Here is a 15,064-nt window from a genome sequence, read left to right as displayed (position 1 = left end):
TATTGTTCTCTCCTTATCTGATAAACATGAAGTTAAGCGGAGACTCCTCTTATTTAAGAGGAGTCTCCCGTTGATGTGAAGTTATAATTCAGGTTTTGCTTGAACAGAAATCCTTTTTTTAGCAACAGATTTAATGTCTTTAAAGCTGATAAAGTTCTTGGCTTTTTCATCCCAAAGGCGGAATCGGAGTGATTGAAAACTTGTAGCAAGAGTGATCGTCGGTACATTTTGTAATGGCTTCGTATTGTTGTGTGCCTCTTCAAGTTTGTAGTTCGGCACTCTTGGACTTAAATGATGGACGTGGTGAAAGCCAATATTTCCTGTAAGCCATTGCAAAACCTTTGGAAGCTTATAGAATGAGCTGCCTTCAACTGCTGCTTTCACGTATTCCCATTCTTTATCTTCTTCAAAATAGGAATCCTCAAAAGTATGCTGTACATAAAATAGCCAAATGCCTGCTGCTCCTGAAATCATGAAAATCGAGCCTTCTATTAAAAGAAACGACTGCCAGCCGACTGCCCAACAAAGCAATCCAATCAACGCAACGATAAGAACATTAGTTAAATACGTATTCATGCGTTCTTTCTTTCTCGCACCTTTACGGTTAAATCTATTTTTTAAAAGGAAAACATAAATCGGTCCTAAAACAAACATGACGACCGGATTACGATAAAAACGATATGCTAAACGTAGTTTAAGTGGTGCTGCTATATATTCATCCACGGTAAGTGTCCAAATATCTCCAGTTCCGCGCTTATCTAAGTTCCCACTTGTCGCGTGATGTACGGAATGCTCATGTCCCCATTTATCAAAAGGAAATAGCGTTAAAACCCCCATAAATGTGCCAGTTATCCGATTGACACGGCGGTTCTTAAAAAAGGAATTATGGGTACAATCATGAAAAATGATGAAAATCCTTGTCAAAAAGCCTGCAGCTAACACAGCGGGTACTAATGCTAACCAATAAGATACAGAAAGGCTTAAGTAGGCAAGGTACCATAAGATTATAAACGGGACAACCGTATTAATGATTTGCCAAACACTTTCCTTAGCCGTTGATTTTTCAAAGGGAGTAATTTGTTTCTTCAAATTCTTCGTATCCTGTAAGGTCATTTTATTCGATTTCCTTTCCATTACGTCTCGTTAATTCGAATTATAACGAAAGGATCCTGTCCATGTTAGTAGCAAGTATCATGTGCTGGGCATGATAAATGTCATGTTTATAAGTTGAAAATATTGAAAACGGTGTCAGGCACTATTTGGTAATTTATGGATATTATTTAACTTCTTCATTTTTCTTTATTAAAACCGGGCCATTTTAATAAAGTGTATTAATAGTCTTTATTTTGGAATAAGAGCCGATTTGTTCGACTTTTCCTGTATAATGAATCCTATTCAGCTTTTGCATATGATGTTTCTTTCAGAGAAATCCTATAGATGAGTCGAATAATATAAAAAAATGAGGTTCCTACATGAGTGAAAGAAGTTTTGGAGAATACCCTTTAAGCAATGAAATAACAAGAGCGCTTGCGGTGTTAAAATACGAAGCACCTACAGAGGTTCAACGGGAAGTGATTCCTTTAGCATTGGAAAAGCACGATGTTATCGTAAAATCCCAAACTGGGAGCGGCAAGACAGCAGCCTTTGGGATCCCTATATGCGAGATGATAGAATGGGAAGAAAAAAAGCCACAGGCCTTAATTCTCACTCCTACTAGAGAACTCGCGGTTCAAGTTCGCGATGACATAACGAATATTGGCAGATTTAAACGAATTAAAGCAATTGCCGTATATGGGAAGGAACCTTTTTCGAAGCAAAAGGAAGAATTGAAGCAAAAAAACCATGTGGTCGTGGGGACACCAGGGCGTGTAATCGACCATATCGATAGAGGAACGCTAGATTTAGGCCAGGTTCAATATCTTATTATCGATGAAGCGGATGAAATGCTGAATATGGGTTTTATCGATGAAGTGGAAGCAATAATAAAAGAACTACCGTCCAACAGAGTCACAATGGTCTTTTCCGCTACATTGCCGAAGGATGTTGAAACTCTCTGCCATAAGTATATGAAAAGACCCTTTCATATTGAGATTGAAGCGGCTGGCATTACTACGGAGACAATTGACCATCGATTAATCAATGTTAAAGAAGAAGAGAAACTTTCCGTGCTTAAAGATGTTACTGTCGTTGAAAACCCTGACAGCTGTCTAATTTTTTGCAAGACGAAAGAACACGTTGAAACTGTATACACTGAATTGGAGGCATCCAACTATTCAAGTGGAAGACTTCATGGAGGGTTAGAACAACAAGATCGGTTTGCCGTGATGGACGGGTTCAAAATGGGGAATTTCCGATACCTAGTGGCCACCGATGTTGCTGCACGTGGGATTGACATTGATAACGTGACACTTGTGATTAACTATGACGTACCGATTGAAAAAGAAAGCTATGTCCACCGCACAGGCAGAACCGGACGAGCTGGAAATAAAGGAAAGGCCATTACGTTTGCCACGCCTTATGAAGGAAAATTCGTTAAGGCGATTGAAAGATATATAGGCTTTGAAATTCCTTCAATGGAGGCACCAAAACCACAGGAAGTTTCTGGAGGAAAGGCGGCCTTCGAAGAAAAGATCAGCGGCCGCCGAGTGGTCAGGAATAATAAAACTGCCCGTATCAACCAAGATATCATGAAACTCCATTTCAGCGGCGGCAAAAAGAAGAAGATTCGTGCGGTCGATTTCGTTGGGACCATCGCGAAAATACCGGGAATAACAGTTGAAGATATCGGCATTATTACGATTCAAGACCATTTATCCTATGTGGATATTCTAAATGGAAAGGGCTCACTAGTGCTACAAGCCATGGAGAATGCCACAATCAAAGGAAAGCGACTAAAAGTCAGCATCGCAATTAAATAGAAAAGCAGAAGCGCCTGGAGCGCACAAGTTTAACACATCCTCTTTTATGAAAAAAAGTGCCTGAAACCAATGCAATTATGCATGTGGTGTCAGGCACCTTTTTATCTTGTATTTTAATTTAGAATGTAACTGTGATTCCACTGTCCTCCTGAGAAGGACAGTGTCCACGAATTGTGTCAGGCACATTGAAGGTGATTATTTGTATTTAAAAATTCTAGATACAACGGTGGTGTGCGGGTTATTCCTTAAGGCAGCTCTGATAACACCACCGCGGCGTTTGAAGCAATCATGCTATAAACTGTATGGATTCCTTTCATTTTGTACTATAATCTATTTAAGCAACATTGAAAAAATGGTGATTATATGACAAACATTAGAGAGTTAGCTAAGATGGCCGGTGTTTCAGTTTCAACCGTTTCGCGGGTGCTAAATAGCCATCCCTATGTAAGTGAGGAAAAAAGGAATGCAGTTTTAGCAGCGATTAAGGATAGTAATTATCAGCCTAATATCAACGCCATCCATTTAAGTATGGGAAAAACATTTCTTGTCGGTGTGGTTGTGCCCTTTATCGACCATCCTTATTTTGCTCTGTTAATGAAAGGAATGGCGATTGAAGCATTAGAAAACAACTATAAGCTGGTGCTATTCCAGAGCAACTACGAAGAGGCCAAAGAGTTGGAAGCCTTACAGATGCTTAAGCAAAAGCAGATTGATTCGTTAATTATTTGTTCCAGAATATGCGGCTTGCCGACAATTGAAGAATTTACACCCTATGGTCCGATTGTTTTATGTGAAGATACAAGGGGTAAAAATGTATCCTCCACTTATGTCGACCACTACAAAACATTTATTTTTGCGTTAGAATACCTATATCAAAAAGGCCATCGAAAAATCGGCTATAGTATTGGCCGAAAATCAGGCTCCAATAGTAAATTTAGAGGAATGGCTTTTAAGGATTTTCTTAAAGACCATCATTTGCCATATAACCCTAGTTATATTTTTGAACAATGCCTGAACTTTGAAGATGGTGAACAAATCATTGCGCGGATCAAACAAATGACTAATCCACCCACCGCTTTGCTGATTACAAGTGATGAAGTAGCAGCTGGTATTGTCACCTGTGCTCGACAGCAAAATATTTCGATACCAGGTGACCTCGCCCTCATTGGTTTCAATAATCAGCCCATCGCAAAAATGATGAACATCACAACGATTGACATTCCACTAGTGGAGATGGGAAGGAAGCTATTTTTGCAAGGAATAGTTGATAGCGAGGCTTCTTATCAAGAAATTCCCGTTACATTAATTGAACGTAAAACTGTTTAAAATTAGATGGTGCCTGATACTCGATTTAAATTTTACACTAGACTTGGAGTCCTTATTGGATTCCAAGTCTTTTTGCTTGGAAAAAATTCTTGTAATTTCAAGAAAAAGGAGCTAGTCAAATGTAGTATGGTTGTCCGTAAGTAAAGGAGGTTATCCACAAGTAAAGTGAGTTAACCGCAAGTAAAGTGAGTTATCCACTAGTAAAGTGAGTTATCCACTAGTAAAGTAAGTTTTCCTAAAGTACAGTGGGTTATCCACTAGTAAAGTAAGTTATACGCAAGTACAGTGGGTTATCCACTAGTAAAGTAAGTTATACGCAAGTACAGTGGGTTATCCACTAGTAAAGTAAGTTATACGCAAGTACAGTGGGTTATCCACTAGTAAAGTAAGTTTTCCTCAAGTACAAGGCCCGTCTACAGTTTCTCCCCTACCCTTAATAAAAAACTTTCATCAAATTACTTGACCTGAAACGCGTTTCATAAAATATGCTAGCTTGTGTAAGACGATACAACACCAAGTCGGCGTGATTGGGACCCACCAAGCGTAACGACGGTGTTGTATTTAACGGAGGTGTATGAAATGAAAAAACCAATTGTGTTTTTTGATATTGATGGGACTTTATTAAATGATGAAAAGAAAATTCCAGATTCCACGAAAAAAGCTGTACGTTTACTTCAAGAACAAGGTATTCACACAGCTATTGCCACTGGCCGTGTGCCGAATATGTTTTATTGGATTCAAAAAGAATTAAATATTGATTCATATGTAGCGATGAATGGACAATATGTTGTATTTGAAGGAAAAGAAATTTACTCAAATCCGATTAACCCTGAAATGCTGCAATCCCTTACGACATTGACGACTAACAACGGTCATGCCTTAGCCTACTGTAGCCACCTTGATTATAAGGTTAGTAAAAGCAATCATCCGTTTATCGAAGCTGGTTTTGATTCCTTGATGATGCCCTATCCTGAAGTTGATGAAGAGTATTATAAACATTTGCCTATATATCAAGGGCATCTCTACTGCAACCGTAAGGACGCACAATTGTATTTTGACCAATTCCCTGAATTTAGTTTTGTAAAATGGGATGACAATGCTTATGATATCCTTCCTAAAGGTGCTTCAAAAGCGGTCGGAATCAATAAAATGCTAGAGATCTTAGATATTAACCAAGAGGACAGCTTTGCTTTTGGCGATGGCTTGAATGACTTGGAGATGTTGACGATGGTTGGAACGGGAGTTGCTATGGGTAATGCGGTTCCTGAAGCAAAGGCTGCAGCGAATGTCATCACAACCTCCTCTTCTAATGATGGGATTCTCAATGGTCTCATTCAGGTTGGACTACTAGATAAGGAATTAGTATTAATTTAATTTGATAAAAGCGAACAGTGCCTGACACTGTTCGCAATTTCAATCAAACTTTTGATTAGTTTGGCAGAGTGAGTTGCCATGATACCCCAAACTGATCGACAACCCATCCGAACTTCTTACTAAAGGAATAATCACCCAACGGCATTAGAACACCCCCGCCCAGAGATAACTTCTCGTAAAAATACTTGATTTCATCCTCTGTATCACAGGTGATAAACAAAGAATAAGAAGGGGTAAATGTAAATTCATGCTTCACATTACTATCAATACACTTGACTTCTCCCCATGGATAAATCCAGGGGATTCTTTTTTAAACCTTCATCAAAGCCGCCTATCAGCCGGGGCTTCCAGGTCTTACTGCTTCTCCAGTTCATTACGACATGTAGTGAAAAACACATACCGCAGCCCAATCATAGGCACTACGCCACTGCCCTTTTAGCCCCATTGTGCGGGACAATGGGGGTTAAAAAGACTCGGCGATACTTTGTATCTTCTATTTTAGGTAGTTCTCGATTTTTCTTGAATTGTTTATGGATAGACTTGTCCAAAATATTCACGGCACCCACTAGATCCCGATGTCCTTTCGCACCACACGGACAGTGGAAGTTTCGATTCCATTGTTTACTGAATTCTCCGCATGAAGGGCACGTACCGGAAGTATAGGACTCTTCCACAAGTTGGACTTTGACGCCTCGAAGGTTCAATTTGTATGTTATTTTTTCAATTAATTGCCCAAAACTCCAATTGGACAATTGTTGACGAATTTCTTTTCTTGTTTTCTTTTTCTTCTTCGTATTCTTTTGAACGCCATCCGGTGTTCCGATATAGAGTGCTTTAATGTGGTTTTCCACACACCAATCGGTGACCATTTTCGAAATCGTATGCAAAAGGTACTCGATTCTCCGTTCCAGTTTTTCTAAAAAACGGCGTTTACGCAAAATGAGTTTTTGCCTTTTGTTCGAACCTGGCTTTTTCCGGCCAATGAGCTTCTGAAGCTCTTTTAACTTTTTGTTTCTGTAGCGCTGTAACGAGCGAAGTTCTCTTCCAGTGACAATGAAGTGATTTTTTCCGTCACTTAAAACTGCCGCATGTATGAGCCCTAAATCACAGCCAGCATCCTTATTACCTTGTACTTGCTTTTGTTTTGGTACTTCCACTGCTATATGCATCCAGTATTGATCTTTGTGCCAAACGATTTCGGCACTTTTTATTGTATGGAAATCAATGTGCTTTGGTTGGGGGATCACTAAGGGGGATTGTTGTTTTCCATTGCTAAACAGCAGCTTTTTATCCTTGCATTTAATTGCTGCTTTTTTATATTTGACGGAAAAGAATTTTTTGTATTTCCAAGGGTATCGCCACTGTTTTTCACCTTTAGCCCGCAGCTCCCTCGTTCTTTTGCATGTTTCTTCGTGTAACTCGATGATGGCTTGAATCGTTTGCGAATGTATTTGATGGGTGGTGGCATTGTACCATTTCTTTTTTTCTGATGCACTTGTCCAAATCTTATATACATCATATAGCCACCAATGGAGATCTAAGCAGTCATTCCATAGATTCGCTGCTTTCTGACGTAGTGTATCGACTAATCTTCTCTCCTCGCCGGTTAAACGGAGCGGAAATTTCCGAATAATAATATCGCCTTTCGACTCTTTTTTCTTCTTTTCTTTCATGTTCTTTTTGTGTGGTTCCATTTTCTTTCACCCCCCTACAAGAACATTTGTTCTATATTTTTATTATACTAGTTTCTATTGGTAATTGGAAGTAAAAAAACATGGCTTATATCCCCATTTCTGAAGAAAGGGGTTTTACGCCACTTTTTTGATAAATTCTTGACCCTTTAATGTGAAGGCAGCTTTCATAACACTTCCTTCTTTACCCGCTTCATTTGCTCTATATCGTGTAATGCTAGTGATTTTAGAATCCTCTATTAATGCAGTGTAATAATTCATTGCTTCTTCCGCATTTCCTTGGAACATTAAGAACGGTGTTACTTTTTCCATCTTGATCAATCTCCTTTTTATAACGTGGTTAATTTGAGAAGCTTCATAAACTACTTATCTTATTTCCCTATTATTCCAAAAATTGATGTAATATTAAAGCATAAAGCGAAACTTCAATCATTGGGTGTTCTTTCCATCCTCCAATGATTGTTAGTCCCGTTCTACTGTCTCTATTATCAAGGCCATCGCCCTGATAAAGAGAAAGTACGAACTCGATTGGTTCAACTAAGCCGATGAAAAGCACATGGGCAAGTTCCACTGTATCTCATCAATCAGGCATTTAGGGGCAGTTGCCCCAAAATTATCCTTAGATAGTCCCCTAATAGTCCTTAAATTAGGGTCATACTGTCGGTTAAAGCGGGATAAATAAATAAAAGGGGGAATTATTATTGAAAAAACGAAAAATGACTTTACTCATTTTAGGTGGTTTTATTCTTCTTTTTATAATTGTAACCGTTTTTAACACGATGATGATTAAATCAAAACAACCCAAGCCTCACACAACAAAAGTTGTATTTAGCCAAGAAGAAGCTATTGAGCATTTATCCAAAGCTGTCACATTCAAAACTGTATCCTATCAGGACCGCAGGAAGTTTGACTTTAAAGAATTTGATAAGTTTATCACTTTTTTACAGGAAAGCTATCCCACAGTTCACAAACAGCTTGAGTTTGAAAAAATAAATGATTACGCCCTCCTGTATAAATGGAAAGGTTCAAATTCAAGTAAAAACCCCGTCGGCCTGACAAGCCACTATGATGTAGTACCTGTTTTAAAAGGAACGGAAGCGAATTGGGAGCAAAATCCTTTTAGTGGAACCGTTGCCGACGGAAAGATATGGGGCAGGGGAACATTGGATGACAAAATTGGCGTCATCGGAATTTTACAAGCGGTACAATATTTATTAAATGAAGGATTCAAACCGGAGCGGGACATGTATTTCATGTTTGGGTTTGACGAAGAAATCGGTGGAGACGAAGGAGCGAACAAAATCGTTAATACCCTAAAAGATAGAGGAATCACATTTGAGTATGTTTTAGACGAAGGAGGAGCAATTGTCGAAGACATCGTTCCTGGCGTTGATCAGCCGGTAGGAGTTGTCGGTATTTCTGAGAAGGGCTCGGTAACCGCGGAATTGTCGATCGAAGGCAGCGGCGGCCACTCCTCACAGCCGAAGGACCACACGAATATTGGCCGAATTGCCAGCGCTATTGCTAAATTAGAAGATACCCAATTTAAAGGCGACTTACGAGGACCTGGGGAAGACTTATTTGAATTCGTAGCTCCGGAAATGAGCTTTGGTATGAAATATGTGTTTGCAAACAAAGTATTTTTTGAGCCGGTCATTAAAAAAATTTTATTAGGGAAGCCGGCATCTGCTGCATTGATTCGCACCACCATTGCGCCAACAATCTTTCAAGCCGGCGAGCAATACAATGCATTACCAGAAAAGGCGACAGCGTTTATTAACCTTCGCCTTATGCCTGGCGACTCCTTAATGGATGTAAAAAAGTTCATTGAAGAAACCATTGACGATGATGATATTAAAGTAACGGTCACAGGCAGTGAAGCCTCAAAGGTATCTTCCATTAATAGCTGGCAATTTAAATCCATTCAGCAGGCAGCTAGAAATGTGTATGATAACGCAGTTGTTGCCCCTTACTTAATGTTTGCCGGCTCCGATGCGAAGCATTACGATATGATCTCGAAAAATACCTATCGTTTCTTACCTGTTCAGATTACTTCAGAGGATCTAAACAGAATGCATGGAACCAATGAACATGTCAGCATCGAAAAATACCTGAATGCGATAAAGTTTTATGTTGAAGTGATGAAGGAAGCTGCTAAATAAGTGAAAGGATACCGTTATTTGGCGGTATCCTTTGATTTTTTGAAGCCTTGGTACTCTTCAACCGTTGCAATATAAGGTAAATTTCGATACATTTCTGCGTAATCTATCCCGTAACCCACAATGAATTCATCCGGAATCACAAAGCCGACATAATCAACAGGTAATTCCACTCTTCTTCTTTCTGGCTTGTCTAGGAGTGTGCAAATTTTAATTTGTTTTGGCTTATGCATGTTCAAATGATCTCTTAAAAAATGCAAGGTTAGTCCGCTGTCGATAATATCCTCCACCACTACTACATTCTTATTTGTAATATCGGTATCTAAATCCTTCAAAAGCTTTACCTTTCCAGTTGTTTCTGTCTGGTCGCTGTAACTGGAAACCGAAATGAAATCGACTTTAATATCCCCCTTCATCTCGCGAATCAAGTCAGCGGCAAATACAAAGGAACCTTTAAGAACAACGATGAGGAAGATTGGTCCATCGTTAAAATCTTTTTCAATTTCTTCTGCTAGTTGCTTAACTCTTTGTTTAATTTCTGTTTCTGAAATCATACTATCTTTAATTCTGTATGGCACGAACGACCCCTTCTTTCTATTAACTCTAAAAAATCTAGTCCTCTTTACAGTTTTAAACTAGAAGCAGCAAAATTTCCACTCCTTAGATTTCTTATTTAATATTCTTGGCAGATTTTATAAAGTAATATACAAAAATAGTGAAATCAGACTACCTCAAAGAAATCAGTCACCAATTCCATAAAAGCACCTATACCTAAACTGTCCACCCACAGTGGACAGTGTCCATAAGTGGTGCCTGACACCCTAAATAACATACTAAAGAACTTTAAGTTAGAATTGCATACTTTCGTTTGAAGCGGTTTAGGATGCGTATCCAGCTTGTGCTGAACAGGGTTAAAAAGAAAATATTGGATAGCGCGTGGGCTAAATCGAAATAGCATAACCCACTTAGTAAAACTTTTCAATTATTTTTTTAGTATTATAAAAAAGATGCCTGACCCTTAATGCGTTAACACATTAAGAATCAGGCACCCTTTTTTGATGGGCCTAAATGGACTCGAACCATCGACCTCACGCTTATCAGGCGTGCGCTCTAACCAGCTGAGCTATAGGCCCATTATGGAGCGGGTGATGAGAATCGAACTCACAACATCAGCTTGGAAGGCTGAGGTTTTACCACTAAACTACACCCGCACAAAAAACTATGATGGCTGGGCTAGCTGGATTTGAACTAACGCATGTCGCAGTCAAAGTGCGATGCCTTACCGCTTGGCTATAGCCCAATAATATAAAACGAAATGGGGCGGCTGATGGGAATCGAACCCACGAATGTCGGAACCACAATCCGATGCGTTAACCACTTCGCCACAACCGCCAAAATCTATATATCAATAGTAGATAACCTACTAGGTAAAAGATGGCGGTCCGGACGGGACTCGAACCCGCGACCTCCTGCGTGACAGGCAGGCATTCTAACCAACTGAACTACCGGACCAAATTGCGGGGACAGGATTTGAACCTGCGACCTTCGGGTTATGAGCCCGACGAGCTACCGGACTGCTCCACCCCGCGATAATAAAAATATAAGGTTTTATCCATGCTCAAGATATCCATGGACTGTATCAATCTCAGAAAGCTTATTCAAGCAGCAGCTCGATTGATATTACATCATGTTAACGGTCTTCGTCGCCCCGATTTCAGAAAGCTTATTCAAGTAGTAGTTCAATCGGTGCGCTGTGGATTATTCGAAGAAGCTTATTCGAACGTGCTCCACCCCGCGATAATAATAATAATAATAATAATGTAATTTAATGGCGGAGGAAGAGGGATTCGAACCCCCGCGCGGTTTAACCCGCCTGTCGGTTTTCAAGACCGATCCCTTCAGCCGGACTTGGGTATTCCTCCATTATCAAAACATAGGCCATGAAATATCATTGGTAGCGGCGGAGGGGATCGAACCCCCGACCTTACGGGTATGAACCGTACGCTCTAGCCAGCTGAGCTACACCGCCAAAACTATTGAATTGTAACCTTCGACTGGTCGGGAAGACAGGATTCGAACCTGCGACCCCTTGGTCCCAAACCAAGTGCTCTACCAAGCTGAGCTACTTCCCGTTAAACTAATGGCGCGCCCGAAAGGAGTCGAACCCATAACCTTCTGATCCGTAGTCAGACGCTCTATCCAATTGAGCTACGGGCGCATAGTCTTACAATTATTAAAATATGGTGACCCCTACGGGATTCGAACCCGTGTTACCGCCGTGAAAGGGCGGTGTCTTAACCGCTTGACCAAGGGGCCACAGTAAATTCAGACAAAATAATAGCCCCAATGGGGCAGTGCCTGGCAACGTCCTACTCTCACAGGGACAAAGTCCCAACTACCATCGGCGCTGAGAAGCTTAACTTCCGTGTTCGGTATGGGAACGGGTGTGACCTTCTCGCCATTATTGCCAGACTATTTTTGTTTGAGGTTTCATTCCCTCAAAACTAGATAATGCAGAAGAAGTGTTGTAAAAACGAGTTCGCTTTAAAACTTGGTTAAGTCCTCGATCGATTAGTATCAGTCAGCTCCACATGTCGCCATGCTTCCACCTCTGACCTATCAACCTGATCATCTTTCAGGGATCTTACTAGCTTGACGCTATGGGAAATCTCATCTTGAGGGGGGCTTCATGCTTAGATGCTTTCAGCACTTATCCCGTCCGCACATAGCTACCCAGCGATGCCTTTGGCAAGACAACTGGTACACCAGCGGTGCGTCCATCCCGGTCCTCTCGTACTAAGGACAGCTCCTCTCAAATTTCCTGCGCCCACGACGGATAGGGACCGAACTGTCTCACGACGTTCTGAACCCAGCTCGCGTACCGCTTTAATGGGCGAACAGCCCAACCCTTGGGACCGACTACAGCCCCAGGATGCGATGAGCCGACATCGAGGTGCCAAACCTCCCCGTCGATGTGGACTCTTGGGGGAGATAAGCCTGTTATCCCCGGGGTAGCTTTTATCCGTTGAGCGATGGCCCTTCCATGCGGAACCACCGGATCACTAAGCCCGACTTTCGTCCCTGCTCGACTTGTAGGTCTCGCAGTCAAGCTCCCTTGTGCCTTTACACTCTACGAATGATTTCCAACCATTCTGAGGGAACCTTTGGGCGCCTCCGTTACTCTTTAGGAGGCGACCGCCCCAGTCAAACTGCCCACCTGACACTGTCTCCCACCCCGATTAGGGGTGCGGGTTAGAATTTCAATACAGCCAGGGTAGTATCCCACCGACGCCTCCACCGAAGCTAGCGCTCCGGTTTCTACGGCTCCTACCTATCCTGTACAAGCTGTACCAAAATTCAATATCAGGCTACAGTAAAGCTCCACGGGGTCTTTCCGTCCTGTCGCGGGTAACCTGCATCTTCACAGGTACTATAATTTCACCGAGTCTCTCGTTGAGACAGTGCCCAGATCGTTACGCCTTTCGTGCGGGTCGGAACTTACCCGACAAGGAATTTCGCTACCTTAGGACCGTTATAGTTACGGCCGCCGTTTACTGGGGCTTCGATTCAGAGCTTCGCTTGCGCTAACCCCTCCTCTTAACCTTCCAGCACCGGGCAGGCGTCAGCCCCTATACTTCGCCTTGCGGCTTCGCAGAGACCTGTGTTTTTGCTAAACAGTCGCCTGGGCCTATTCACTGCGGCTCTTCGAGGCTATGAACCCCAAAGAGCACCCCTTCTCCCGAAGTTACGGGGTCATTTTGCCGAGTTCCTTAACGAGAGTTCTCTCGCTCACCTTAGGATTCTCTCCTCGCCTACCTGTGTCGGTTTGCGGTACGGGCACCTTTTATCTCGCTAGAGGCTTTTCTTGGCAGTGTGGAATCAGGAACTTCGGTACTATATTTCCCTCGCTGTCACAGCTCAGCCTTTGCGGTAAGCGGATTTTCCTACTTACCAGCCTAACTGCTTAGACGCGCATATCCAACAGCGCGCTTACCCTATCCTCCTGCGTCCCCCCATCACTCAAACGATAAAGAGGTGGTACAGGAATATCAACCTGTTGTCCATCGCCTACGCCTTTCGGCCTCGGCTTAGGTCCCGACTAACCCTGAGCGGACGAGCCTTCCTCAGGAAACCTTAGGCATACGGTGGATGAGATTCTCACTCATCTTTCGCTACTCATACCGGCATTCTCACTTCTAAGCGCTCCACCAGTCCTTACGGTCTAGCTTCAACGCCCTTAGAACGCTCTCCTACCACTGACACCTACGGTGTCAATCCACAGCTTCGGTGATACGTTTAGCCCCGGTACATTTTCGGCGCAGAGTCACTCGACCAGTGAGCTATTACGCACTCTTTAAATGGTGGCTGCTTCTAAGCCAACATCCTGGTTGTCTAAGCAACTCCACATCCTTTTCCACTTAACGTATACTTTGGGACCTTAGCTGGTGGTCTGGGCTGTTTCCCTTTTGACTACGGATCTTATCACTCGCAGTCTGACTCCCACGGATAAGTCTTTGGCATTCGGAGTTTGTCTGAATTCGGTAACCCGATGAGGGCCCCTAGTCCAAACAGTGCTCTACCTCCAAGACTCTAACTACGTGAGGCTAGCCCTAAAGCTATTTCGGAGAGAACCAGCTATCTCCAAGTTCGATTGGAATTTCTCCGCTACCCACACCTCATCCCCGCACTTTTCAACGTGCGTGGGTTCGGGCCTCCATCCAGTGTTACCTGGACTTCACCCTGGACATGGGTAGATCACCTGGTTTCGGGTCTACGACCACATACTCATTCGCCCTATTCAGACTCGCTTTCGCTGCGGCTCCGTCTCTTCAACTTAACCTTGCATGTAATCGTAACTCGCCGGTTCATTCTACAAAAGGCACGCTATCACCCATAAACGGGCTCTAACTACTTGTAGGCACACGGTTTCAGGAACTATTTCACTCCCCTTCCGGGGTGCTTTTCACCTTTCCCTCACGGTACTGGTTCACTATCGGTCACTAGGGAGTATTTAGCCTTGGGAGATGGTCCTCCCTGCTTCCGACCGGATTTCACGTGTCCGGCCGTACTCAGGATCCACTCAGGAGGGAACGAAGTTTCAACTACAGGGCTTTTACCTTCTATGACGGACCTTTCCAGGTCGCTTCATTTACCCCGTTCCTTTGTAACTCCATGTAGAGTGTCCTACAACCCCAAGAGGCAAGCCTCTTGGTTTGGGCTATGTCCCGTTTCGCTCGCCGCTACTCAGGGAATCGCGTTTGCTTTCTCTTCCTCCGGGTACTTAGATGTTTCAGTTCCCCGGGTATGCCTTCAATACCCTATGTATTCAGGTAAAGATACTGTTCCATTACGAACAGTGGGTTCCCCCATTCGGAAATCTCCGGATCAAAGCTTACTTACAGCTCCCCGAAGCATATCGGTGTTAGTCCCGTCCTTCATCGGCTCCTAGTGCCAAGGCATTCACCGTGCGCCCTTTCTAACTTAACCTAAAAGGTTTATTTCTCTATTAAAAATAGAGAGAAAACTAAAATGGCGATTACTCGATGTTTACTTTGCTTCTTCTTACGATTATCTAGTTTTCAAGGAACAAAAAAGT

The 15,064-nt window shown here is 42.5% G+C and carries 7 protein-coding genes, 11 tRNA genes, 2 rRNA genes and 2 pseudogenes; 4 read left to right on the top strand and 18 right to left on the bottom strand.

Going from position 1 to position 15,064, the window contains the following annotated elements:
• Positions 1 to 81: 81 nt before the first annotated feature.
• Positions 82 to 1,113, bottom strand: coding sequence for a Delta(5) desaturase DesA (gene desA, locus QNH20_RS03940; protein ID WP_283921616.1), 1,032 nt, complete (start codon positions 1,111 to 1,113; stop codon positions 82 to 84).
• A 359-nt stretch (positions 1,114 to 1,472) separates the two neighbouring features.
• On the opposite strand from desA, the gene QNH20_RS03935 reads away from it, so the two are divergent.
• From QNH20_RS03935 to QNH20_RS03925, 3 genes are all read left to right on the top strand, one after another.
• Positions 1,473 to 2,918, top strand: a complete 1,446-nt coding sequence (locus tag QNH20_RS03935) for a DEAD/DEAH box helicase (RefSeq protein WP_283921615.1) — start codon at positions 1,473 to 1,475, stop codon at positions 2,916 to 2,918.
• A gap of 363 nt (positions 2,919 to 3,281) precedes the next feature.
• Entirely contained in the window at positions 3,282 to 4,244 is a 963-nt protein-coding gene (locus tag QNH20_RS03930) for a LacI family DNA-binding transcriptional regulator (protein ID WP_283921614.1), read from the top strand.
• A gap of 579 nt (positions 4,245 to 4,823) precedes the next feature.
• Positions 4,824 to 5,618 carry a Cof-type HAD-IIB family hydrolase gene (locus QNH20_RS03925; RefSeq protein WP_283921613.1) on the top strand — a complete coding sequence of 265 codons (795 nt, stop codon included), beginning with the start codon at positions 4,824 to 4,826 and terminating at the stop codon, positions 5,616 to 5,618.
• Between the two features lie 55 nt (positions 5,619 to 5,673).
• On the opposite strand, the pseudogene QNH20_RS03920 reads toward QNH20_RS03925, so the two are convergent.
• The 3 genes and pseudogenes from QNH20_RS03920 to QNH20_RS03910 form a co-directional block, all read right to left on the bottom strand.
• Positions 5,674 to 5,898 (bottom strand): annotated as a pseudogene (locus tag QNH20_RS03920) (VOC family protein); the annotation flags it as partial.
• A gap of 139 nt (positions 5,899 to 6,037) precedes the next feature.
• A complete protein-coding gene (locus QNH20_RS03915; RefSeq protein WP_283921612.1) occupies positions 6,038 to 7,312 on the bottom strand; it encodes an RNA-guided endonuclease InsQ/TnpB family protein in 1,275 nt (424 codons plus the stop codon).
• Between the two features lie 129 nt (positions 7,313 to 7,441).
• A pseudogene (locus QNH20_RS03910) lies at positions 7,442 to 7,621 on the bottom strand (VOC family protein); the annotation flags it as partial.
• A gap of 389 nt (positions 7,622 to 8,010) precedes the next feature.
• Here QNH20_RS03910 and QNH20_RS03905 point away from each other — a divergent pair.
• Complete coding sequence (locus QNH20_RS03905) at positions 8,011 to 9,471, top strand: M20 family peptidase (protein ID WP_283921611.1); 1,461 nt, start codon at positions 8,011 to 8,013, stop codon at positions 9,469 to 9,471.
• 14 nt (positions 9,472 to 9,485) lie between these two features.
• On the opposite strand, the gene hpt is transcribed toward QNH20_RS03905, so the two are convergent.
• The 14 genes from hpt to QNH20_RS03830 all read right to left on the bottom strand — a co-directional run bounded on the left by hpt (position 9,486) and on the right by QNH20_RS03830 (position 14,955).
• Positions 9,486 to 10,046 (bottom strand): hypoxanthine phosphoribosyltransferase, encoded by a 561-nt coding sequence (hpt, locus tag QNH20_RS03900; protein WP_283921610.1) that lies wholly within the window; start codon positions 10,044 to 10,046, stop codon positions 9,486 to 9,488.
• A 481-nt stretch (positions 10,047 to 10,527) separates the two neighbouring features.
• Positions 10,528 to 10,601: transfer RNA gene (locus tag QNH20_RS03890), tRNA-Ile, on the bottom strand.
• 4 nt (positions 10,602 to 10,605) lie between these two features.
• Positions 10,606 to 10,679 (bottom strand) — tRNA-Gly (locus QNH20_RS03885).
• 14 nt (positions 10,680 to 10,693) lie between these two features.
• Positions 10,694 to 10,768: transfer RNA gene (locus QNH20_RS03880), tRNA-Gln, on the bottom strand.
• A gap of 16 nt (positions 10,769 to 10,784) precedes the next feature.
• Positions 10,785 to 10,860: transfer RNA gene (locus tag QNH20_RS03875), tRNA-His, on the bottom strand.
• Positions 10,861 to 10,903: 43 nt separating this feature from the next.
• A tRNA-Asp gene (locus tag QNH20_RS03870) sits at positions 10,904 to 10,980 on the bottom strand.
• A 3-nt stretch (positions 10,981 to 10,983) separates the two neighbouring features.
• Positions 10,984 to 11,057: transfer RNA gene (locus tag QNH20_RS03865), tRNA-Met, on the bottom strand.
• Positions 11,058 to 11,297: 240 nt separating this feature from the next.
• Positions 11,298 to 11,390, bottom strand: a tRNA-Ser gene (locus QNH20_RS03860).
• 30 nt (positions 11,391 to 11,420) lie between these two features.
• A tRNA-Met gene (locus tag QNH20_RS03855) sits at positions 11,421 to 11,497 on the bottom strand.
• A gap of 26 nt (positions 11,498 to 11,523) precedes the next feature.
• Positions 11,524 to 11,600: transfer RNA gene (locus tag QNH20_RS03850), tRNA-Pro, on the bottom strand.
• 9 nt (positions 11,601 to 11,609) lie between these two features.
• Positions 11,610 to 11,686: transfer RNA gene (locus QNH20_RS03845), tRNA-Arg, on the bottom strand.
• Positions 11,687 to 11,709: 23 nt separating this feature from the next.
• A tRNA-Glu gene (locus QNH20_RS03840) sits at positions 11,710 to 11,784 on the bottom strand.
• A 40-nt stretch (positions 11,785 to 11,824) separates the two neighbouring features.
• Positions 11,825 to 11,940 (bottom strand): 5S ribosomal RNA (rrf, locus tag QNH20_RS03835).
• Positions 11,941 to 12,019: 79 nt separating this feature from the next.
• Positions 12,020 to 14,955, bottom strand: a 23S ribosomal RNA gene (locus QNH20_RS03830).
• Positions 14,956 to 15,064 lie beyond the last annotated feature (109 nt).

It is taken from the genome of Neobacillus sp. WH10 (genome assembly GCF_030123405.1).
Taxonomy (GTDB): domain Bacteria; phylum Bacillota; class Bacilli; order Bacillales; family Cytobacillaceae; genus Neobacillus.
This window is presented reverse-complemented; position numbering and strand designations above follow the sequence as displayed.

Coding starts and splice junctions, on each gene's coding strand:
- QNH20_RS03935 (WP_283921615.1), top strand. CDS start 1,473: ATGAGTGAAAGAAGTTTTGGAGAATACCCTTTAAGCAATGAAATAACA.
- desA (WP_283921616.1), bottom strand. CDS start 1,113: ATGACCTTACAGGATACGAAGAATTTGAAGAAACAAATTACTCCCTTT.
- QNH20_RS03925 (WP_283921613.1), top strand. CDS start 4,824: ATGAAAAAACCAATTGTGTTTTTTGATATTGATGGGACTTTATTAAAT.
- QNH20_RS03915 (WP_283921612.1), bottom strand. CDS start 7,312: ATGGAACCACACAAAAAGAACATGAAAGAAAAGAAGAAAAAAGAGTCG.
- QNH20_RS03930 (WP_283921614.1), top strand. CDS start 3,282: ATGACAAACATTAGAGAGTTAGCTAAGATGGCCGGTGTTTCAGTTTCA.